This window comes from Streptomyces sp. NPDC088706 (genome assembly GCF_044752765.1).
Taxonomy (GTDB): Bacteria; Actinomycetota; Actinomycetes; order Streptomycetales; family Streptomycetaceae; genus Streptomyces.
This window is the reverse complement of sequence record NZ_JBIVLW010000002.1, coordinates 801,075-818,518: the sequence shown is the minus strand read 5'-3', so window position 1 is coordinate 818,518 and position 17,444 is coordinate 801,075. Positions and strand designations below refer to the sequence as shown.

Sequence of the window (17,444 nt, the reverse complement as noted above, 5' to 3'; positions counted from 1 at the left end):
GTGTCGGCGGGGGGGTGGGGGCCGGACCGGCCGGCTCAGCCCTTGGTGAGGATCGAGCGGCCGAAGAACAGCAGGTTGGCCGGCTTCTCCGCGAGGCGGCGCATGAAGTACCCGTACCAGTCGGTGCCGTACGCCGTGTAGACGCGCATCCGGTGACCCTCGGCCGCGAGCCGGACGTGCTCGTCGCTGCGGATGCCGTACAGCATCTGGAACTCGTACTCATCCAGTTTGCGCCCGGCCTGGCGGCCGAGCTCCTGGGCGATGGCGATGAGACGGGGGTCGTGGGACCCGATCATCGGGTAGCCCTCGCCCGCCATCAGGATCCTGGTGATGCGGACGTACGCCTTGTCGATCTCGGCCTTGTCCTGGTACGCGACGGTGGCGGGCTCCTTGTAGGCGCCCTTCACGATGCGGACGCGGCTGCCGGCGGCGGCCAGGCGGCGGGCGTCGTCCTCGGTGCGGAACAGGTAGGACTGGATGACGCAGCCGGTCTGCGGGAAGTCCTTCCGCAGCTCCTCGTGGATGGCGAACATCGAGTCGAGGGTGGTGTGGTCCTCGGCGTCCAGGGTGACCGTGGTGCCGATGGCGGCGGCGGCCTCGACGACCGGGCGGACATTGGCGAGGGCGAGCTCGTGGCCGCCCTCCAGCGACTGGCCGAACATGGACAGCTTCACGGACATCTCGGCGCGGGGGCCGAGGTCCAGGGCGCTCAGGCGCTCGACGAGCTCCAGGTAGGCGTCGCGGGCGGCCTCGGCCTGCGCGGGGGTGGTGATGTCCTCGCCGACGACGTCCAGCGTGACCTCCAGCCCCTTGTCCGCGGCGTCCTCGACGATCGGCACGACCTGGTCGACGGTCTCCCCGGCGATGAAGCGGTCGACCACCTGCTTGGTGCCGGGCGCGGCCGAGATGAACCGGCGCATCTTGTCGCTGCGGGACGCGGCGAGAATCACGGGACCCAGCACGGGGCACCTCCACGAATGTACGGACGAAGGGCCGTAACGGTAGATACATGAACGTGTGTGAACGGACATGAACACACCGGTACGGCACGGATAACCGCCGTGAAATCTAGGTACCCCGCCGGTCCTGTGCCATCGACACCTGTCACGCATCCGTGGCCGTCATCTCAGACATCTGTCTGAAGGGGTGCGAGAATGGCGGTGTGACAGGCGATTACCAGGAACTGGTCGACGAGGTCTCCGCCCTCCTCGGCGCCCCCGCCACCCTGGAGAACCGCGATTTCGGCCTGGTCGCCTTCGGGGCCCACGACAGCGACGACGACACCGCGATGGACCCGGTCCGCACCCGCTCGATCCTGACCCGTCGCTCCACCCCCGCCGTCCGCGCCTGGTTCGAGGGGTTCGGCATCACCCGGGCGACCGCCCCCGTCCACATCCCCGCGGCCCCGGAGGCCGGGGTCTTCCGCGACCGCGTCTGCCTTCCCGTACGCCACCGGGGGGTCGTCCTCGGGTACGTCTGGCTGCTGGACACCGACCCCGGACCGACCGACGAGCGGCTGGCCGCCGCGATGGAGGTCGCCGCCCGGATCGGGGCGCTGCTGGCCGACGAGGCGCGGGCGGGCGCGGACCTCTCACGGGAGTTCGGCGCGGTGCTCACGGCCGGCCCCGGACGGCAGCAGGACACGGCGGTCGCGGCGCTGCGGGAGGCGCTGGGCCAGGACGCGGAAGGGCTGCACGCGATGGTGTGCGTGACGCCGTGGGGGGCCGACGACACCCCGTCGGTACGGGGCGTCGCCTCGGCGGCGGCGCTGGCGGCGGTCTCCGCCCCCGGGGGTGCCGGGCCCCTGTCGCTGGCCGCGCTCATCCGGCTGCGTTCGGCGGACCGCCTGGACCCGGCCCTGGGCGCCGCGGACCGCTTGCGTACGGAGGCGGGCCCGGGAGCCGCCGGAGGGATCGCGGCGCCCCGCCGGGGCCTGGACGCCCTGCCGGCCTCCTGGCGCGAGGCCACGGCGGCGGCCCGCGCGGCGCGCGCCGAGAGCCGCTTCGGCCCGGTCGCCCGCTGGTCGGCCATCGGCCCGTACCGCCTGCTCACCGCCCTTCCGGGCACCGGCACGGACCCGGCCGACCCGGCGGTCGCCGCGCTTCTGACCCAGCCGCACAAGGAGCTCGCGCACACGGCGGAGGTGTTCCTGGACTGCGCGGGCCAGGCGAGCCGGACGGCGGCCGAGCTGGGCATCCACCGCCAGACGCTCTACTACCGGCTCTCCCGGATCGAGCAGATCACCGGCCTCGACCTGGGTGACGGCGAGGACCGGCTGCTGCTGCACATGGCGGTGAAGCGGGCGCGGCTCTAGGTCCTGTCCGCCGGTTCCACCACGGGCCGGTCGCTGACCAGTGCGGCCAGCACCAGGGGCGCGTCCCCGTCGCTGTGGCCGACGGTCACGGCGAACCAGCGGTCGCCGGAGCCGCCCGGGCCTGCCGCGCCGATCGGCCCCCAGACAGCCAGGTCCCCGTACAGGTCCGCGGAGAACAGCGCCTGGAACAGGGTCTCCACGGGGGAGCCGCCGGTCATCCACCGTTGGAGCGGAATGTGCAGGCGGACGGTGGTGTGCGGACCCCAGCGGCGGTCCAACTCCTGGGCGAGAACAGCCAGATGGCCATCGGCGGCGTCTTCGGCGGCGTTCCACTCGGGGGCGTGCACACCGGTCAGCGGGGCGCCCTCCCAGAGCGGCACGATACGGAAGCCCGCGCCCTCCGTGGCGGTCCACTCGCCCGTCACCGGGTCGCCCTGCCCGGCGGTGGGGCCGGCGGACGGTACGGGGGTGGCGAGGAGCTGTTCGGCCTCGGCCACCGCCCGGGGCAGCACGAAGGGCTCCCCCGCCCGGGAGGTCACAGCACCGCGCGGGTGGTCGCGGGGGCGGTTCCGCAGGTCACAGCACTGCCCGGTCCATCGGGCAGGGCAGCGGGGCCAGGGCCCCGGCCTCGCGGAGGCGTTCGTACGCGCGGACCACCGCCGCGCTGTCGCCGGGCGCCGCGATGCTCAACAGCTGGCCGCCGCCGGAGAGTTCCTGGCGGACCACCTCCAGATCGTCCGGTACGAGGGCGGCGCGGGCCGGCGAGAGGTAGCCGGTCCGGCCCACGACCGGGTCGCCGACCGCATACCCGGCCTCGTCCTCCAGAGCGTCCAGCACGTCGTCGTCGCTCACATCGCCGAAGTCGGGCTCCCACACCCGGACGAGGAGCGCGAGGACGTCCTCCTCCGGGACGGGTGCGTCGTCCGGGGCGTGCAGGACGATCGCGAGGGACTGGAGCAGGAACTCCGGTGCGCCGCCCGCCACTCCGCTGACCTCCGCCTCCCAGCCGGGCGTCCCCGTGCCGACCAGCCGCAGCCCGGTGCCCGTCAGGTCCGACCAGTCGGCCGCGCTCCGGGCGGTGCGCACCGCGCCGAGCAGGGCGTCCCCTTCGGGGGTGAAGGCGGTGGCGGGTCCGTTCCCGTGGACCTGGCTCCAGGCGTCCGCCGCCTGCGGGACCAGGGCGGCGAGCCCGTCCAGGGTCTGCTGCCACCGGTCGGCCAGGGCCTCGGCGGACTCGGGCCTCGGGCCCCAGAAGCCCCGCACTACACGTCGCATGCTGATCTCTCCTCCGTCGCCCGGCTGTTCCGCACGGTCTCCCGGCCGGGGCCGGGAGCACCACGCGTGCAGGCTACTCGGCTACTCGTCGAAGGCTCCGGGCTTCCGGGTGCTGTCGCCCGGTTTCACCGGTGTCGGGACCACCTTGATCGGCAGCCCCTCGTCCCGGAACGCCTTACGGGCCGCCTTCGCGACCTCCGGGTCGGAGAAGTGCCACTCCACCGGCTTGCCGCCGGCCGCCTCCACCTGGGCGCGGGCCTCGGCGACGAACTTCTCCTTGCCGGAGGCGGTGAGGGCGCCGGGTTCGGTCTTGGAGAGGTAGCTGCCGTAGCCGTTCTTGGCCTCCAGATAGGTCTGCCGGGAGGAGTCCCAGCCGTCGTACTCCACGGCCGGCCTGCCCTCGCGGGGATGCGGTACGACGTACTCCTGCCCCCGGTTCGTCCCGGTGATCTGCTCCTGGTAGCGGATACAGGACTCGTTCTTCCAGTTCGGCGCGGGGTTGCGGTCCCGGCTCGCCCAGTAGCCGTCGCCCGCGTCGGCGTCACCGAGCGTGCGGTCCCTGAGGTCGTCCGCCCAGGACGGCGGGTTGTAGTTGCGCGGATCGGAGGTGTCGTTGCGCTGCGGCTCGGGGTACTGCTTCTTGCCCAGCTCGGCCTTGCTCGCCCGCTCCGGCTCCTCCAGCCGCTTCTGCTCCAGGTGGGCCGCGCGTTCCTGCTTACGGGCCTCCGCCGCCGCTGCCTCGGCCGCCTCGTCGCAGCCGGCCTCGGCCAGGACCACCCGGCCGGGCGTGCCGCCCGCCAGCACCCCCGTACCGTCGCCGGGGACGCCGCCGGTCGCCCCGCCCCCGTACCGCACCGGGGGCGGCGGCCCCGAGGCGATGGCGCAGCCGGTCCGGCGCGCCGCGTCCTCGGCGCTGTCCGCCGCCTCGTCCGCCTCCTTCGCCGCCTTGCGTACGCCGTCGAGGTCGCCGGCCTCCGCCGCCTTGCGGGCCCGCCGGGCCGCCGCGCCCGCGTCGCCTGCCGCGTCCGCGATCTCGGAGGCCACCTTGCCGACCTTGCCGAGCTTCCCGGCCTTGCCGACCACCTTGGCGACGTTGTAGCCGGGGATGAAGAGCGAGCCGACGTTCCAGATCACATCGGTGACGGCCCGGGTCTTCTCCCCGTTGTTCCAGCGCTCGCGGACCTCGTCCCCCACGAAGACGTCGTCCCCGACCGTGACCACGGTGTTGACGGAGGCCTTGCCCCAGTCCCAGACCGCGCCCAGGTGGTCGCCGTCACGCCACTTGTCGCCCGCGCCCTGGGAGTCCTTCGTCCACCGGTCGCCGAGCTGCCGTCCGTAGTCCGCGAGGCCGGACCACGTCTCGGGCTTGAACAGGTCGATGATCCCGGAGATGTCGCCCCAGATGCCGTCGACCACCAGGCCCTTGACGACCTGGGTCGTACGGTCCCAGGCGCAGCCGAAGAAGCCCCAGCCGCCGCAGTCCTCCGGCTTCTCGGCCTGCTCGCCGCCGCCGTTGTCGCCGTCCCCTTCGGCGGAGGCGGGTGCGTCGTAGGCGGCCTCGGGCTCCTCGTCGTCCTCGGGGAAGGTGTCCTCGCCGGTGCCGGGGCGCCCGTCGTCGTCGGGTCCGCCGGTGCCGCCGCTCGCTGGGGTGCCGGACGGGGTGCCGGAGGAGCCGGTGGTCCCGTTGCCGGCCACGTCACCGCCGGAGCCGTCCGTGCCGCCGGTGCCGCCGGTGCCGCCGGAACCACCGGAGCCATCTGTGCCGCCGGAGCCGTCCGTGCTACCGGTGCCGCCCGTGTTGCCGGTCCCGCCCGTCGCGTCCCCGCCGGAGGCTCCCGTACCGCCCGTGACCGTGGAACCGGCGTCCACACCTTCGGACGTACCCCCGTCGGCACCCCCGTCGCTTCCCCGCGCCGAGCCACCCTCCGTAGCGCCGCCGTCCGTAGCGCCGCCGTCCGCGGCACCGCCCTCCGCGGCGCCCCCGCCCGAGGTGTCCCCCGCGTCCACCGAGTCGCTGCCGTCCGAGACCGGGCACGAGCTGCCGGTCAACGAGCAGATCGCCGCCTGGAGCCCCTCCGTGATCCGGCCGCCGAGGCCTCCCACCGTCAGGGCCCCGATCAGGGCGACGACGATCAGGACCAGGCCCAGGTACTCCAGCGCGGACTGGCCCCGGTCGCGGCGCCAGGTGATCATGTGCGGGAGCGAGAACCTCGGCGGCTCCCCGCGCTCCCGGGGCGGCAGCAGGAACCACGCCCGGCTCCGCGGCCGGCTCAGCAGCACCAGGATCACGACGGGCAGCACCAGCTGCGTGAACCCGTCCGGCGAACCGTCCGCCAGGTTGCCGAGGCCCCCGATGATCAGCCAGACCTGGACGGCGACGATCCCCCACCGCACGCGCCTGCCGCCCGTCCGCAGGTGCCGGGCCAGCAACGCGCAGAGCACCCCGGGGGCGGAGGCGTACAGCAGGATGCCGAGCACCTGCGCGCCCATGGCGTCGGCGGCGACCGCGGAGCCCGAGAGGCCGATCGCGCCGAGGGCCGTCGCGCCGAGCAGGACGAGGAGCAGCACCCGTACGACGACGAGCGGGCCCGGCAGGTCACGCCGGGGGGCGGTGGCCGGAGCCGGGCCTCCCGCTACGGGTATGCCACCGACAGCAGACATACGTGATCCGACCCCCGGTGCCCAGGAGTGACATGACAACGGGTCACCCTAGGGTCGGGGCGCCGCACCCGTCGTGGGCCCCAGGACCCAACCCGGGGCCCATAGCGGCGGGTTGGTCCCCCGAACACAAACGGCTGCCGGGCGCCCCCGGTGAAGGGGCGCCCGGCAGCCGGGGTCGTGCTGGGTGCGTCAGTCGGTGAGGTTCACCGAGCGGGCCGAGGAGGCGCCGATCTCGTCGGCGATCTCGGTCAGTACCGTCTGCGGGACGGTCTCGTCGACGGTGAGGACGACCAGGGCCTCGCCGCCCTCCGCCGCGCGCGAGACCTGCATGCCCGCGATGTTCAGCCCGGCCTCGCCGAGGATCTTGCCGACCGCGCCGACCACGCCGGGCCGGTCCTGGTAGCGCAGGACGACCATGTGGTCGGCGAGCGCCAGGTCCACGTCGTGCTCGCCGATGGCCACGATCTTCTGGAGGTGCTTCGGGCCAGCCAGGGTGCCGGAGACCGCGACCTCCTCACCGCTGGCGAGGGTGCCGCGCACGGTGACCACGTTGCGGTGGTCGGGCGACTCGGAGCTGGTGGTGAGGCGGACCTCGACCCCGCGCTCCTGGGCGAAGAGCGGGGCGTTGACGTAGGAGACGGTCTCGTCGACGACGTCCTCGAAAACGCCCTTGAGCGCCGAGAGCTCCAGCACCTTGACGTCGTGCTGGGTGATCTCGCCGTACACCTCGACGTCGAGCCGGGCCGCGACCTCGCCCGCGAGCGCGGTGAAGATCCGGCCGAGCTTCTCGGCGAGCGGCAGGCCGGGGCGTACGTCCTCGGCGATGACACCGCCCTGGACGTTGACCGCGTCCGGGACCAGCTCACCGGCGAGCGCGAGGCGGACGGACTTGGCGACCGCGATGCCCGCCTTCTCCTGGGCCTCGTCGGTGGAGGCGCCGAGGTGCGGGGTGCAGACGACCTGGTCGAACTGGAAGAGCGGGGAGTCCGTGCAGGGCTCCTTCGTGTACACGTCCAGGCCGGCGCCGGCGACGCGGCCCTCCTTGAGGGCGGAGTGCAGCGCCTCCTCGTCGACGATGCCGCCGCGCGCGGCGTTGACGATGCGCACCGAGGGCTTCACCTTGTGCAGCGCCTCGTCGCCGATGAGACCGAGGGTCTCGGGGGTCTTGGGCAGGTGCACGGTGATGAAGTCGGCGACTTCGAGGAGCTCGTCCAGGCTGAGGAGCTTGACGCCCATCTGCGCGGCGCGGGCCGGCTGGACGTAGGGGTCATAGGCGACGATCTTCATGCCGAAGGCCGACATGCGCTGCGCGACCAGGACGCCGATGCGGCCGAGGCCGACGACGCCGAGGACCTTCTCGCTGAGCTCGACCCCAGTGTACTTGGAGCGCTTCCACTCACCGTTCTTCAGGGCGGTGTTGGCCTGCGGGATGTTGCGCGCGGTGGCGACCAGCAGACCGCAGGCGAGCTCGGCGGCGGTCACGATGTTGGAGGTCGGGGCGTTGACGACCATCACGCCGGCCTTGGTGGCCGAGGCGACGTCGACGTTGTCCAGACCGACGCCCGCGCGGGCCACCACGCGGAGCTTCCTCGCGGCGGCGATGGCCTCGGCGTCGACCTTCGTGGCGGAACGCACCAGGATGGCGTCGACGTCTGCGATCGCGGGGAGGAGTTCGGCGCGGTCCGCGCCGTTGCAGTGCCGGATCTCGAAATCCGGACCCAGGGCGTCGACCGTGGCGGGCGACAGCTCTTCAGCGATGAGTACGACAGGTTTCGAGCTCACGTGAGTCCTCACAAGTCCAGTGCGGACGGCCGTCCCGACGGCCGCAGGCGGTGGAGGGGCTAGCCGCGTGGTAGACGCACGACACTGTGGGCCCTGACGCGTGTATGTGTTGAGAAGTGTAGTGGTGCGGAGGGCCGTCGACTGCGCCCCGGTGGAAGGATCACCCGCACGAGGGCGACGTGGTGTACACCCGTACGGAACCACCGCTTCCGCCACCGTCTCACACCCGGTTTCCGCAGTGACACGGGGATGGGAGGCGGATGAAACGGAGCGGGGCGGGCCCATCCGGACCCGCCCCGCTCCCCCGAGGCCTAGGCCTCTTCGTCGTTCACCCAGCTCATCAGCTTGCGCAGCTCACGTCCGGTGGTCTCCAGCAGGTGGTCGCTGTCGGCCTTCTTGTACTCGTTGTACTTGGGCAGACCGTTGTGGTACTCGGCCATCCAGTTCTTGGCGAAGGTGCCGTCCTGGATCTCGGTGAGGACCTTCTTCATCTCGGCCTTGGTGGCGTCGGTGATGATCCGCGGGCCGGTGATGTAGTCGCCCCACTCGGCGGTCTCCGAGATGGACCAGCGCATCTTCTCCAGGCCGCCCTCGTACATGAGGTCGACGATGAGCTTCAGCTCGTGCAGGCACTCGAAGTACGCGATCTCCGGCTGGTAGCCGGCCTCGGTGAGCGTCTCGAAACCGGCCTTGACCAGGGCGGCGGTGCCACCGCAGAGGACGGCCTGCTCACCGAAGAGGTCGGTCTCGGTCTCCTCGGTGAAGGTGGTCTTGATGACGCCGGCCCGGGTGCCGCCGATGCCCTTGGCGTACGACAGGGCCAGCTCCAGGCCCTTGCCCGAGGCGTCCTGCTCCACGGCCACGATGCAGGGGACGCCGCGGCCCTCCTCGTACTGGCGGCGGACCAGGTGGCCGGGGCCCTTGGGGGCGACCATGCACACGTCGACGTTGGCCGGCGGCTTGATGAAGCCGAAGCGGATGTTCAGGCCGTGGCCGAAGAACAGCGCGTCGCCGTCCTTGAGGTTGTCCTTGACGGACTCCTCGTAGACCTGGGCCTGGATCGGGTCCGGGACGAGGATCATGATGACGTCGGCCTCGGCGGCGGCCTCGGCGGGGGTCACCACGCGCAGGCCCTGCTCCTCGGCCTTGGCCTTGGACTTCGAGCCCTCGTGCAGACCGACGCGGACGTCGACGCCGGAGTCACGGAGCGACAGCGCGTGGGCGTGGCCCTGGCTGCCGTAACCGAGAACCGCGACCTTGCGGCCCTGGATGATGGACAGGTCGGCATCGTCGTCGTAGAACAGCTCGGCCACTGGGTCTTCTCCTTGGTGTGCAGGTGTTGCGTCCCACCGTACGGCGGGGTGCGTCGTATGCGTTGTCGGGTCTCGCCATGCGAGCGGCGCGGGCACCGCTCCCGTGCCGGCTAGGCGGAACGGTCGAGAGCGCGCAGGGACCGGTCGGTGATCGAGCGCGCGCCGCGCCCTATGGCGATGGTGCCGGACTGGACGAGTTCCTTGATGCCGTACTGCTCCAGCATCTTGAGCATCGCCTCCAGCTTGTCGGCCCCTCCGGTCGCCTCGATCGTGACGGCGTCCGGGGAGACGTCGACGGTCTTGGCGCGGAACAGCTGGACGATCTCGACGATCTGGGAGCGGGTCTCGCTGTCGGCGCGGACCTTCACCAGGACGAGCTCCCGCTGGATCGCGGCGGCGGGCTCGAGTTCGACGATCTTCAGGACGTTGACCAGCTTGTTGAGCTGCTTGGTCACCTGCTCCAGGGGCAGGTCCTCGACATTCACGACGATGGTGATGCGGGAGATGTCGGGGTGCTCGGTGGTACCGACCGCGAGCGAGTCGATGTTGAAGCCGCGTCGGGAGAACAGGGCGGTGATCCGGGCGAGGACACCGGGCTTGTTCTCGACCAGGACGGAGAGCGTGTGCTTGCTGGACATGGAGTCGTATCTCTCTCTGTCTCTCAGTCGTCTTCGTTGTCGCCGAAGTCGGGGCGGACGCCGCGTGCGGCCTGGACCTCGTCGTTGGAGGTGCCGGCGGCCACCATCGGCCAGACCATGGCGTCCTCGTGGACGATGAAGTCGATCACGACGGGGCGGTCGTTGATGGAGTTGGCCTCTTCGATGACCTTGTCCAGGTCGGCCGGGTCCTCGCAGCGGATCGCGTAGCAGCCCATGGCCTCGGACAGCTTGACGAAGTCCGGGACGCGGGTGCCCTTGGCGGGCTGGCCGTCGGTGTCCGCGCCGGAGTGCAGCACGGTGTTGGAGTAGCGCTGGTTGTAGAAGAGGGTCTGCCACTGGCGGACCATCCCGAGGGCGCCGTTGTTGATGATGGCGACCTTGATCGGGATGTTGTTGAGCGCGCAGGTGGTCAGTTCCTGGTTGGTCATCTGGAAGCAGCCGTCGCCGTCGATCGCCCAGACGGTGCGGTCGGGTGCGCCGGCCTTGGCGCCCATCGCGGCCGGGACCGCGTAGCCCATCGTCCCGGCGCCGCCGCTGTTGAGCCAGGTGGCGGGCTGCTCGTAGTCGATGAAGTGGGCGGCCCACATCTGGTGCTGGCCGACGCCCGCCGTGAAGATCGTGCCCTCGGGGGCGAGCTTGCCGATGCGCTGGATGACCTGCTGCGGGGAGAGGCTGCCGTCCTCGGGCAGGTCGTAGCCGAGGGGGTAGGTGTCGCGCCAGCGGTTGAGGTCCTTCCACCACGCGGCGTAGTCGCCGGTGTGGCCCTCGGTGTGCTCGGCCTGGACGGCCTGGACCAGGTCGGCCAGGACCTCGCGGGCGTCGCCCACGATCGGGACGTCGGCGGTGCGGTTCTTGCCGATCTCGGCCGGGTCGATGTCGGCGTGGACGATCTTGGCGTACGGGGCGAAGCTGTCCAGCTTGCCGGTGACGCGGTCGTCGAAGCGGGCGCCGAGGGCGACGATCAGGTCGGCCTTCTGCAGCGCGGTGACGGCGGTGACCGAACCGTGCATGCCCGGCATTCCCACGTGCAGCGGGTGGCTGTCGGGGAAGGCGCCGAGCGCCATCAGGGTGGTGGTGACGGGCGCTCCGGTCAGCTCCGCGAGGACCTTCAGCTCGGCGGTGGCCCCGGCCTTGAGGACGCCGCCGCCGACGTACAGCACGGGGCGCTTGGCCTGGGTGATCAGCTTGGCGGCCTCCCGGATCTGCTTGGCGTGCGGCTTGGTGACGGGCCGGTAGCCGGGCAGGTCCTGGGTGGGCGGCCAGCTGAAGGTGGTCTGCGCCTGGAGGGCGTCCTTGGCGATGTCGACGAGGACCGGTCCCGGGCGGCCGGTGGAGGCGATGTGGAAGGCCTCGGCGATGGTGTGCGCGATGTCCTCGGCCTTGGTGACCAGGAAGTTGTGCTTGGTGATCGGCATCGTGATGCCGCAGATGTCGGCTTCCTGGAAGGCGTCGGTGCCGATGGCCTTGGAGGCGACCTGGCCGGTGATGGCGACGAGCGGCACGGAGTCCATGTGCGCGTCGGCGATCGGGGTGACCAGGTTGGTGGCGCCGGGACCCGAGGTGACCATGCAGACGCCGACCTTGCCGGTGGCCTGCGCGTACCCGGTGGCGGCGTGCCCCGCGCCCTGCTCGTGGCGGACCAGGACGTGCCGGACCTTGGTGGAGTCCATCAGCGGGTCGTAGGCGGGGAGGATGCAGCCGCCGGGGAGGCCGAACACCGTCTCGGCGCCGACTTCCTCAAGAGAACGGATGAGGGACTGCGCGCCCGTGACGTGCTCAACGGTGACGGACGGCTGTCCGCCGGTACGGGCGCGCGGCTGCGGGTGGTGGGCCCCGGTGGCCTGCTCGGTCATCGGCATTCTCTTCTCGAAGCTGAGGGTTTACGCGGGTGTTTTGCAGCGGTTTGATCAGTGTCAGTGCAACAAAAAACCCCTCGTGCCGTGAGGCAAGCGAGGGGAGCGCGCCGGGTGCGGTCCGCAGGGTGTCATGGAGTGACCCTGCTTCAGCCGACGCGCTTTCCAAGTACGAGAATTCGGGTGCGCATGGCATTGACCCTCTCTCCGGCACGCATGACGTGTCAAGTGGGTGGGACGGGCGTCTCAGCATGTGATCCGGCGAGCAGCGGGATCGAGCCGCCGGCCATCACCGTACGGGGGCCGGGGACGCCCGGCACGGGGAACTGGCCGCGGATCAGGGCGCGGCGCAGCCGGTACTCGTCGAGCGGGCCGGAGAAGGCCATCCCCTGGCCGTGGGTGCAGCCCATGGCGCGCAGCGCGAGGACCTGCTCGGGGGCGTCGACGCCTTCGGCGACGGACTGGAGGCCGAGGTCGCAGGCGATCCGCAGCAGTCCGCTGGTGATCTTGTGCAGCCTGGCCGATTCCACCACCCCCTCGACCAGGTTCCGGTCGAGTTTCAGTACGTCGATGGGGAGGCGGCGCAGCGCGTTGATCGCGGCGAAACCGCTGCCGAAGCCGTCGAGCGCGATCCGGACGCCGAGGCGGCGCAGGGCCACGAGCCGCTGTTCCAGCTCGTCGAAGGAGATCCGGGGGTCACTGTCGGCGACCTCGATCATCAGCGCCCCCGAGGGCAGCCCATGGCGGGTCAGCAGCGCCTCGATGGAGCCGAAGGGCAGGGCCTTGTCGAGCAGCCGGGTGGCGGAGAGCCGTACGGAGACGGCGACCGGGTGTCCGGCCCTGGCCCGGTCGGCGGCCTGCTTGACGGCCTCCTCCAGAAGCCAGCGGCCGAGCTCGGCGGTGCGGTCGTCGTCGCCGGTGACCCGGAGGAACTCGGCGGGGGTGAAGAGGATGCCCTGGGCGGAGCGCCAGCGGGCCTGGGCGGCGACGGCGGCGACCGAGCCGCTGGCGAGGTGGACGACGGGCTGGTGCAGCAGGGCGAACTCGCCCTCGCGCAGGGCGGTGCGCATCCGGGTGGCGAGCTCGGAGCGGCGTACGACGTCGGCCTGCATCTGCGGGGCGTAGAGCTCGACCCGGTCCTTGCCGCCGGCCTTGGCCCGGTACATGGCGAGGTCCGCGTTGCGCATGAGATCGGTGGGGGTGATCGCGGGCTCGGCGAAGGCGACGCCGATGGAGGCGGCCACCCGGACCTCGCTGGGGCCGATCCGGTAGGGCTGGGAGAGGGTGAGGCGGAGCCGGTCGGCGATCTCGTGGACCTGGTACTCCCGGGCGCCCTGGTCGCGGGTGCCGTCGCCCATGATGAGGGCGGCGAACTCGTCGCCGCCGAGCCTCGCCGCGGTGTCCCCGGCGCGGACGGACTCCTGGAGGCGGCGGGCTGCCTGGATGAGCAGCTCGTCGCCCGCCTGGTGGCCGATGGTGTCGTTGACCGCCTTGAAGCCGTCGAGGTCGATGAAGAGGACGGCGGTGCCCGGGTCGCCGGCCCGGCGGCCGGTCAGCGCCTGGCGGACCCGGGCGGTGAACAGGGCCCGGTTGGGCAGGTCGGTGAGCGGGTCGTGCTCGGCGTTGTGCTGCAACTGCGCCTGGAGCCTGACCCTTTCCGTGACGTCCCGGCTGTTGAGGAGAAGTCCGCCCTGGTGCCGGTTGACGGTGGACTCGACGTTGAGCCAGTCGCCGGTGCCGGAGCGGAAGCGGCACTCGATACGGGTGGTGGGCTCCTCGTGGGGCGAAGCGGCGAGGAAGCGCCGCACGTCGTGGACGACCCGGCCGAGGTCGTCGGGGTGGATGATCGAGGAGAGCTCGGCGCCGATGAGGTCCTCCGCGTCGCGCCCGTAGACCCCGGCGGCGGCGGGGCTGACGTAGCGCAGGGTGCCGCTGGGGGCGGCGATCATGATGACGTCGCTGGAGCCCTGCACCAGGGAGCGGAAGTGGTTCTCCTTCTGGGCCAGTTCCTGGGTGAGGGAGATGTTGTCCAGGAGCATGATGCCCTGCCGGACGACCAGGGCGAGGACGACCGTGCAGCCGGTGAAGATGACCACCCGGTCCACCCGGCGGCCCTCGACCACGTTGTACAGGATGCCCAGGGTGCAGACGGCCGCCGCGAGATACGGGGTGAGCGCGGCCAGCGATCCCGCGATCGGGCGGCTCATGGTGCGCGGCGGACCCGGGCGGTGGGTGCCATGAACCCGGCTCCGTACCCCCCAGGGCGCGTAGGCCAGGAGCAGCGAGCCGGCGAACCAGCCGGCGTCGAGCAACTGGCCCGAGTGGTAGGTGGAGCGCAGCAGCGGAGAGGTGAACACCGCGTCGCACAGGACGGTCAGCGCCAGGGCGGCGATCGCGGTGTTCACCGCGGAGCGGTTGGCCCCGGAGCGGCGGAAGTGCAGCGCGAGCACCATGGAGACGAGCACGATGTCCAGCAGCGGGTAGGCCAGCGAGAGCGCCGCCGGGCCCACACTGGCGTCCTGGACGCCCGCCATGTGCGCGGCGTGCGCGAGGGCGAGGCTCCAGGCGAGGGTCAGCATGGAGCCGCCGATCAGCCAGGCGTCCAGGGCCAGGCAGACCCAGCCGGCCCGGGTGACGGGGCGCTTGGCCAGCACGAGCAGTCCGACGATGGCGGGCGGCGCGAAGCAGAGGAAGAAGGCGTCGGCGGCCGACGGGGCTGGCACGGGAACGCCGAGCACCACCTCGTACCACCCCCAGACGGCGTTCCCACAGGCCGCCATGGCGGAGGAGAGCGAGAACAGCAGCCAGGCGGGCCGCGTCCGCCCGGCGCTCACCCGGGCGTAGAGGAAGCAGGAGACGGCGGCGACCAGTGCCGCCGCGGCGAGACCGAAGTCCCCCATGAAGCGGGCCAGTTCCGGCGAGCCCCAGCCGACGGCCGCTCCGACCGAATAACCGGCGCAGACGACGCCGAGCAGGAGCCGGGCCCGCAGCCCCGTGGAGCCGACGGCGGGATGCGGCGAGAGCCAGGTCCCCAGCACGCTCACCGGAGGGCTCCCCGTCCCGGTCCCGGGAGGCCCGGGCGCCCCGGCGCCGGCCGTCCGGTCCGCACCGCCCGGCTCCGCGCACCGCGCACCCGCGCCGTCGCCTGAGCCGCTGCCGTCTCCGGCACGGGTCCCGGCCGTCGCCTCGGGGGGAGAACCGGCCATCCGCGGGCGCCGCGCGCGGGCAGCGCCCAGGGCCGCCGAACCGCGTTCCGCGGCCTCGGATCGTCTTTCCATGGCCAGCACATCGCCCGTCGCCCCCTCGCGTTCCGATGCTCCCCCCGCGCCGCCCCTGCCACGGCGCAGCCCTCCGGAGCGGACGATACACCAGGTTCGTCACTCAGGGCCATAGCTTCTCTACGCTCCGTGACGAAATGCGAGGTGGGCGGCACTGTGTGCCTACGAATCGTTCCTCGGCGTACGGGCCGGTGGCCCTCAGCCGGTGGTGCTGACGACGTTCACCAACGGCTCCCTGGCCGCGAAGCGGGTGAGCTGTGCGGCCAGCAACCGTTTGGCGCGCGGTTCGAACGCCGAGGTGCTGCCGCCCACATGAGGCGTGATCAAGACATTCGGAGCATGCCAGAGAGGATGGCCGGACGGCAGCGGTTCCGGGTCGGTGACGTCGAGCGCCGCCCGCAGCCGACCGGATTCCAGTTCGGTCAACAGGGCCTTGGTGTCCACGACTCCGCCCCGGGCGACGTTGACGAGGAGGGCGCCGTCGGGCATCGCGGCGAGGAAGTCGGCGTCCACCAGCCCTTGCGTGGAGGGGTTCAGCGGGGTGGAGAGCACCACGACATCGGCCTCGGGGAGCAGAGCGGGCAGGTCTTCGAGCGGGTGTACGGGGCCGCGCCCGGTGGTCCGGGCAGAGCGCGCGACGCGCGCGACCCGCGCGCACTCGAAGGGCGCGAGCCGGTCCTCGATGGCCGAGCCGATGGAGCCGTACCCCACGATGAGGACGGACTTGTCGGCGAGCGCCGGGTAGAAGCCGGACCGCCACTCCTCGGCGCCCTGGCCGCGGACGAAGCCGGGGATCCCGCGCAGGGAGGCCAGGATGAGGGCGAGCGTCAGCTCCGCGGTGGACGCCTCGTGGACTCCCTTGGCGTTGCACAGGCGTACGCCGGCGGGCAGCAGGCCGAGCCCCGGCTCCACGTGGTCGATGCCCGCGGAGAGCGTCTGCACGACCTGGACGGCGCTCATGGCGCCCATCGGGCGGACGGCGATCTCGGAACCCTTCATGTAGGGGACGACGTAGTAGACGCAGTGCGCGGGGTCCCCCGGGTACTCCGGGCCCCCGTCCCAGAAGAGGTAGTCGAGGCCTTCGGGGAGCCCGTCGATCTCATCGGCCGGGAAGGGCAGCCATACGTCGGCGGTCGTCGCGCCAACAGTCGTCGCAGTCATGGTCAGGAGGCTATGCGACGGGTGTGCGAGTGCTCCAGGACGGCTGGCGGGAGGCGCGGCCGGGCCAGAGGTTAGTTTGGGGTGCGGTAGGGCCCCGTGACTGCGGGAACGACGAAAGGCCAGGGGAGTTGGAGCGCAGGACTATCGGGGCGGCGGGGCTCGCCGTGGGCGCGGTCGGTCTGGGCTGTATGCCGATGAGCTGGGGCTACAGCGCGTCGCAGCAGCTCGGTGACCGTTCGGTGCGTACGGTGCACGCGGCGCTCGACGCGGGGGTCCGGCTGCTCGACACCGCCGACATGTACGGGCCGTTCACCAATGAGCTGTTGGTGGGGCGCGCGCTCAAGGGGCGCCGGTCACAGGCGTTCCTCTCCACCAAGTGCGGGCTCCTGGTGGGCGATCAGCACATCGTCGCCAACGGCCGCCCCGGTTACGTACGACGGGCCTGCGACGCCTCGCTGCGGCGGCTGCAGACCGAGGTGATCGACCTCTACCAGCTGCACCGGGCCGACCCCGAGGTGCCGGTGGAGGAGACCTGGGGCGCGATGGCGGAGCTGGTGACCGCGGGCAAGGTGCGTTCGCTGGGGCTGTGCGCGGTGGGGGCGCGCGCTCCGCGCCGGTCCGGCGCCGGGCCGCATGCGGGAACGATCCGGCAGTTGGAGCGGGTCCAGCAGGTCTTCCCGGTCAGCGCCGTCGAGGCGGAGCTGTCGGTGTGGTCGCCGGAGGCGTTGGAGGAGCTGCTGCCCTGGTGTGCGGCGCGCGGGGTCGGGGTGCTGGCCGCGATGCCGCTGGGCAGCGGCTATCTGACCGGGACGCTGAAGCCGGGCCAGGGGTTCGAGCCCGAGGACCTGCGGGCCAGGCATCCCCGGTTCACGGCCGAGATGATGGCGGCGAACCAGCCGGTGGTGGCCGGGCTGCGGCGGATCGCGGAGCGGCGCGGGGCGAGCGTGGCCCAGGTGGCGCTGGCGTGGGTGCTGCGGCAGGGGCCGCACGTGGTGGCGGTGCCGGGGACGAAGCGGGAGCGGTGGGCGGTGGAGAACGCGGGGGCCGCGGAGGTGGAGCTGGACGCGGCGGACCTGGCGGAGATCGCCGCACTGCCCCGGGCGCGCGGGTCCTGGGACTGAGCGGGCGCTGCGCCCCGAAGGCCGAGC

General features: G+C 72.2%; 12 protein-coding genes. 2 read left to right on the top strand and 10 right to left on the bottom strand.

Features of this window, described 5'->3' with window-relative positions; all coding sequences use genetic code 11:
- Positions 1–35: 35 nt before the first annotated feature.
- Positions 36–962, bottom strand: coding sequence for a proline dehydrogenase family protein (locus tag ACIQAK_RS09250; RefSeq protein ID WP_366387641.1), 927 nt, complete (start codon positions 960–962; stop codon positions 36–38).
- Positions 963–1,162: 200 nt separating this feature from the next.
- Here ACIQAK_RS09250 and ACIQAK_RS09245 point away from each other — a divergent pair, with 200 nt between their 5' ends.
- Positions 1,163–2,314 carry a helix-turn-helix domain-containing protein gene (locus tag ACIQAK_RS09245; RefSeq protein WP_366387640.1) on the top strand — a complete coding sequence of 384 codons (1,152 nt, stop codon included), beginning with the start codon at positions 1,163–1,165 and terminating at the stop codon, positions 2,312–2,314.
- Here ACIQAK_RS09245 and ACIQAK_RS09240 read toward each other — a convergent pair.
- The 9 genes from ACIQAK_RS09240 to ACIQAK_RS09200 form a co-directional block, all read right to left on the bottom strand.
- Complete coding sequence (locus tag ACIQAK_RS09240) at positions 2,311–2,853, bottom strand: hypothetical protein (RefSeq protein WP_366387639.1); 543 nt, start codon at positions 2,851–2,853, stop codon at positions 2,311–2,313. The two genes, ACIQAK_RS09245 and ACIQAK_RS09240, sit on opposite strands and share 4 nt — an antisense overlap.
- Positions 2,854–2,890: 37 nt before the next feature.
- Positions 2,891–3,589 carry a hypothetical protein gene (locus ACIQAK_RS09235; RefSeq protein WP_366387638.1) on the bottom strand — a complete coding sequence of 233 codons (699 nt, stop codon included), beginning with the start codon at positions 3,587–3,589 and terminating at the stop codon, positions 2,891–2,893.
- Positions 3,590–3,670: 81 nt separating this feature from the next.
- Positions 3,671–6,250 (bottom strand): Tox-REase-5 domain-containing protein, encoded by a 2,580-nt coding sequence (locus ACIQAK_RS09230; RefSeq protein WP_366387637.1) that lies wholly within the window; start codon positions 6,248–6,250, stop codon positions 3,671–3,673.
- A 189-nt stretch (positions 6,251–6,439) separates the two neighbouring features.
- Positions 6,440–8,032 carry a phosphoglycerate dehydrogenase gene (serA, locus tag ACIQAK_RS09225; protein WP_366387636.1) on the bottom strand — a complete coding sequence of 531 codons (1,593 nt, stop codon included), beginning with the start codon at positions 8,030–8,032 and terminating at the stop codon, positions 6,440–6,442.
- Positions 8,033–8,343: 311 nt separating this feature from the next.
- Positions 8,344–9,345 (bottom strand): ketol-acid reductoisomerase, encoded by a 1,002-nt coding sequence (ilvC, locus tag ACIQAK_RS09220; RefSeq protein ID WP_366387635.1) that lies wholly within the window; start codon positions 9,343–9,345, stop codon positions 8,344–8,346.
- 110 nt (positions 9,346–9,455) lie between these two features.
- Entirely contained in the window at positions 9,456–9,983 is a 528-nt protein-coding gene (ilvN, locus tag ACIQAK_RS09215; protein WP_366387634.1) for an acetolactate synthase small subunit, read from the bottom strand.
- 23 nt (positions 9,984–10,006) lie between these two features.
- Positions 10,007–11,863 (bottom strand): acetolactate synthase large subunit, encoded by a 1,857-nt coding sequence (locus tag ACIQAK_RS09210; RefSeq protein WP_366387633.1) that lies wholly within the window; start codon positions 11,861–11,863, stop codon positions 10,007–10,009.
- 218 nt (positions 11,864–12,081) lie between these two features.
- On the bottom strand, positions 12,082–14,901 hold the full coding sequence (locus tag ACIQAK_RS09205) for an EAL domain-containing protein (RefSeq protein WP_366387632.1): 2,820 nt from the start codon (positions 14,899–14,901) through the stop codon (positions 12,082–12,084).
- A 432-nt stretch (positions 14,902–15,333) separates the two neighbouring features.
- Entirely contained in the window at positions 15,334–16,296 is a 963-nt protein-coding gene (locus ACIQAK_RS09200) for a 2-hydroxyacid dehydrogenase (RefSeq protein WP_366387631.1), read from the bottom strand.
- Between the two features lie 164 nt (positions 16,297–16,460).
- Between ACIQAK_RS09200 and ACIQAK_RS09195 the strand changes: the two genes are divergently transcribed.
- Positions 16,461–17,417, top strand: coding sequence for an aldo/keto reductase (locus ACIQAK_RS09195; protein ID WP_366387823.1), 957 nt, complete (start codon positions 16,461–16,463; stop codon positions 17,415–17,417).
- Positions 17,418–17,444 lie beyond the last annotated feature (27 nt).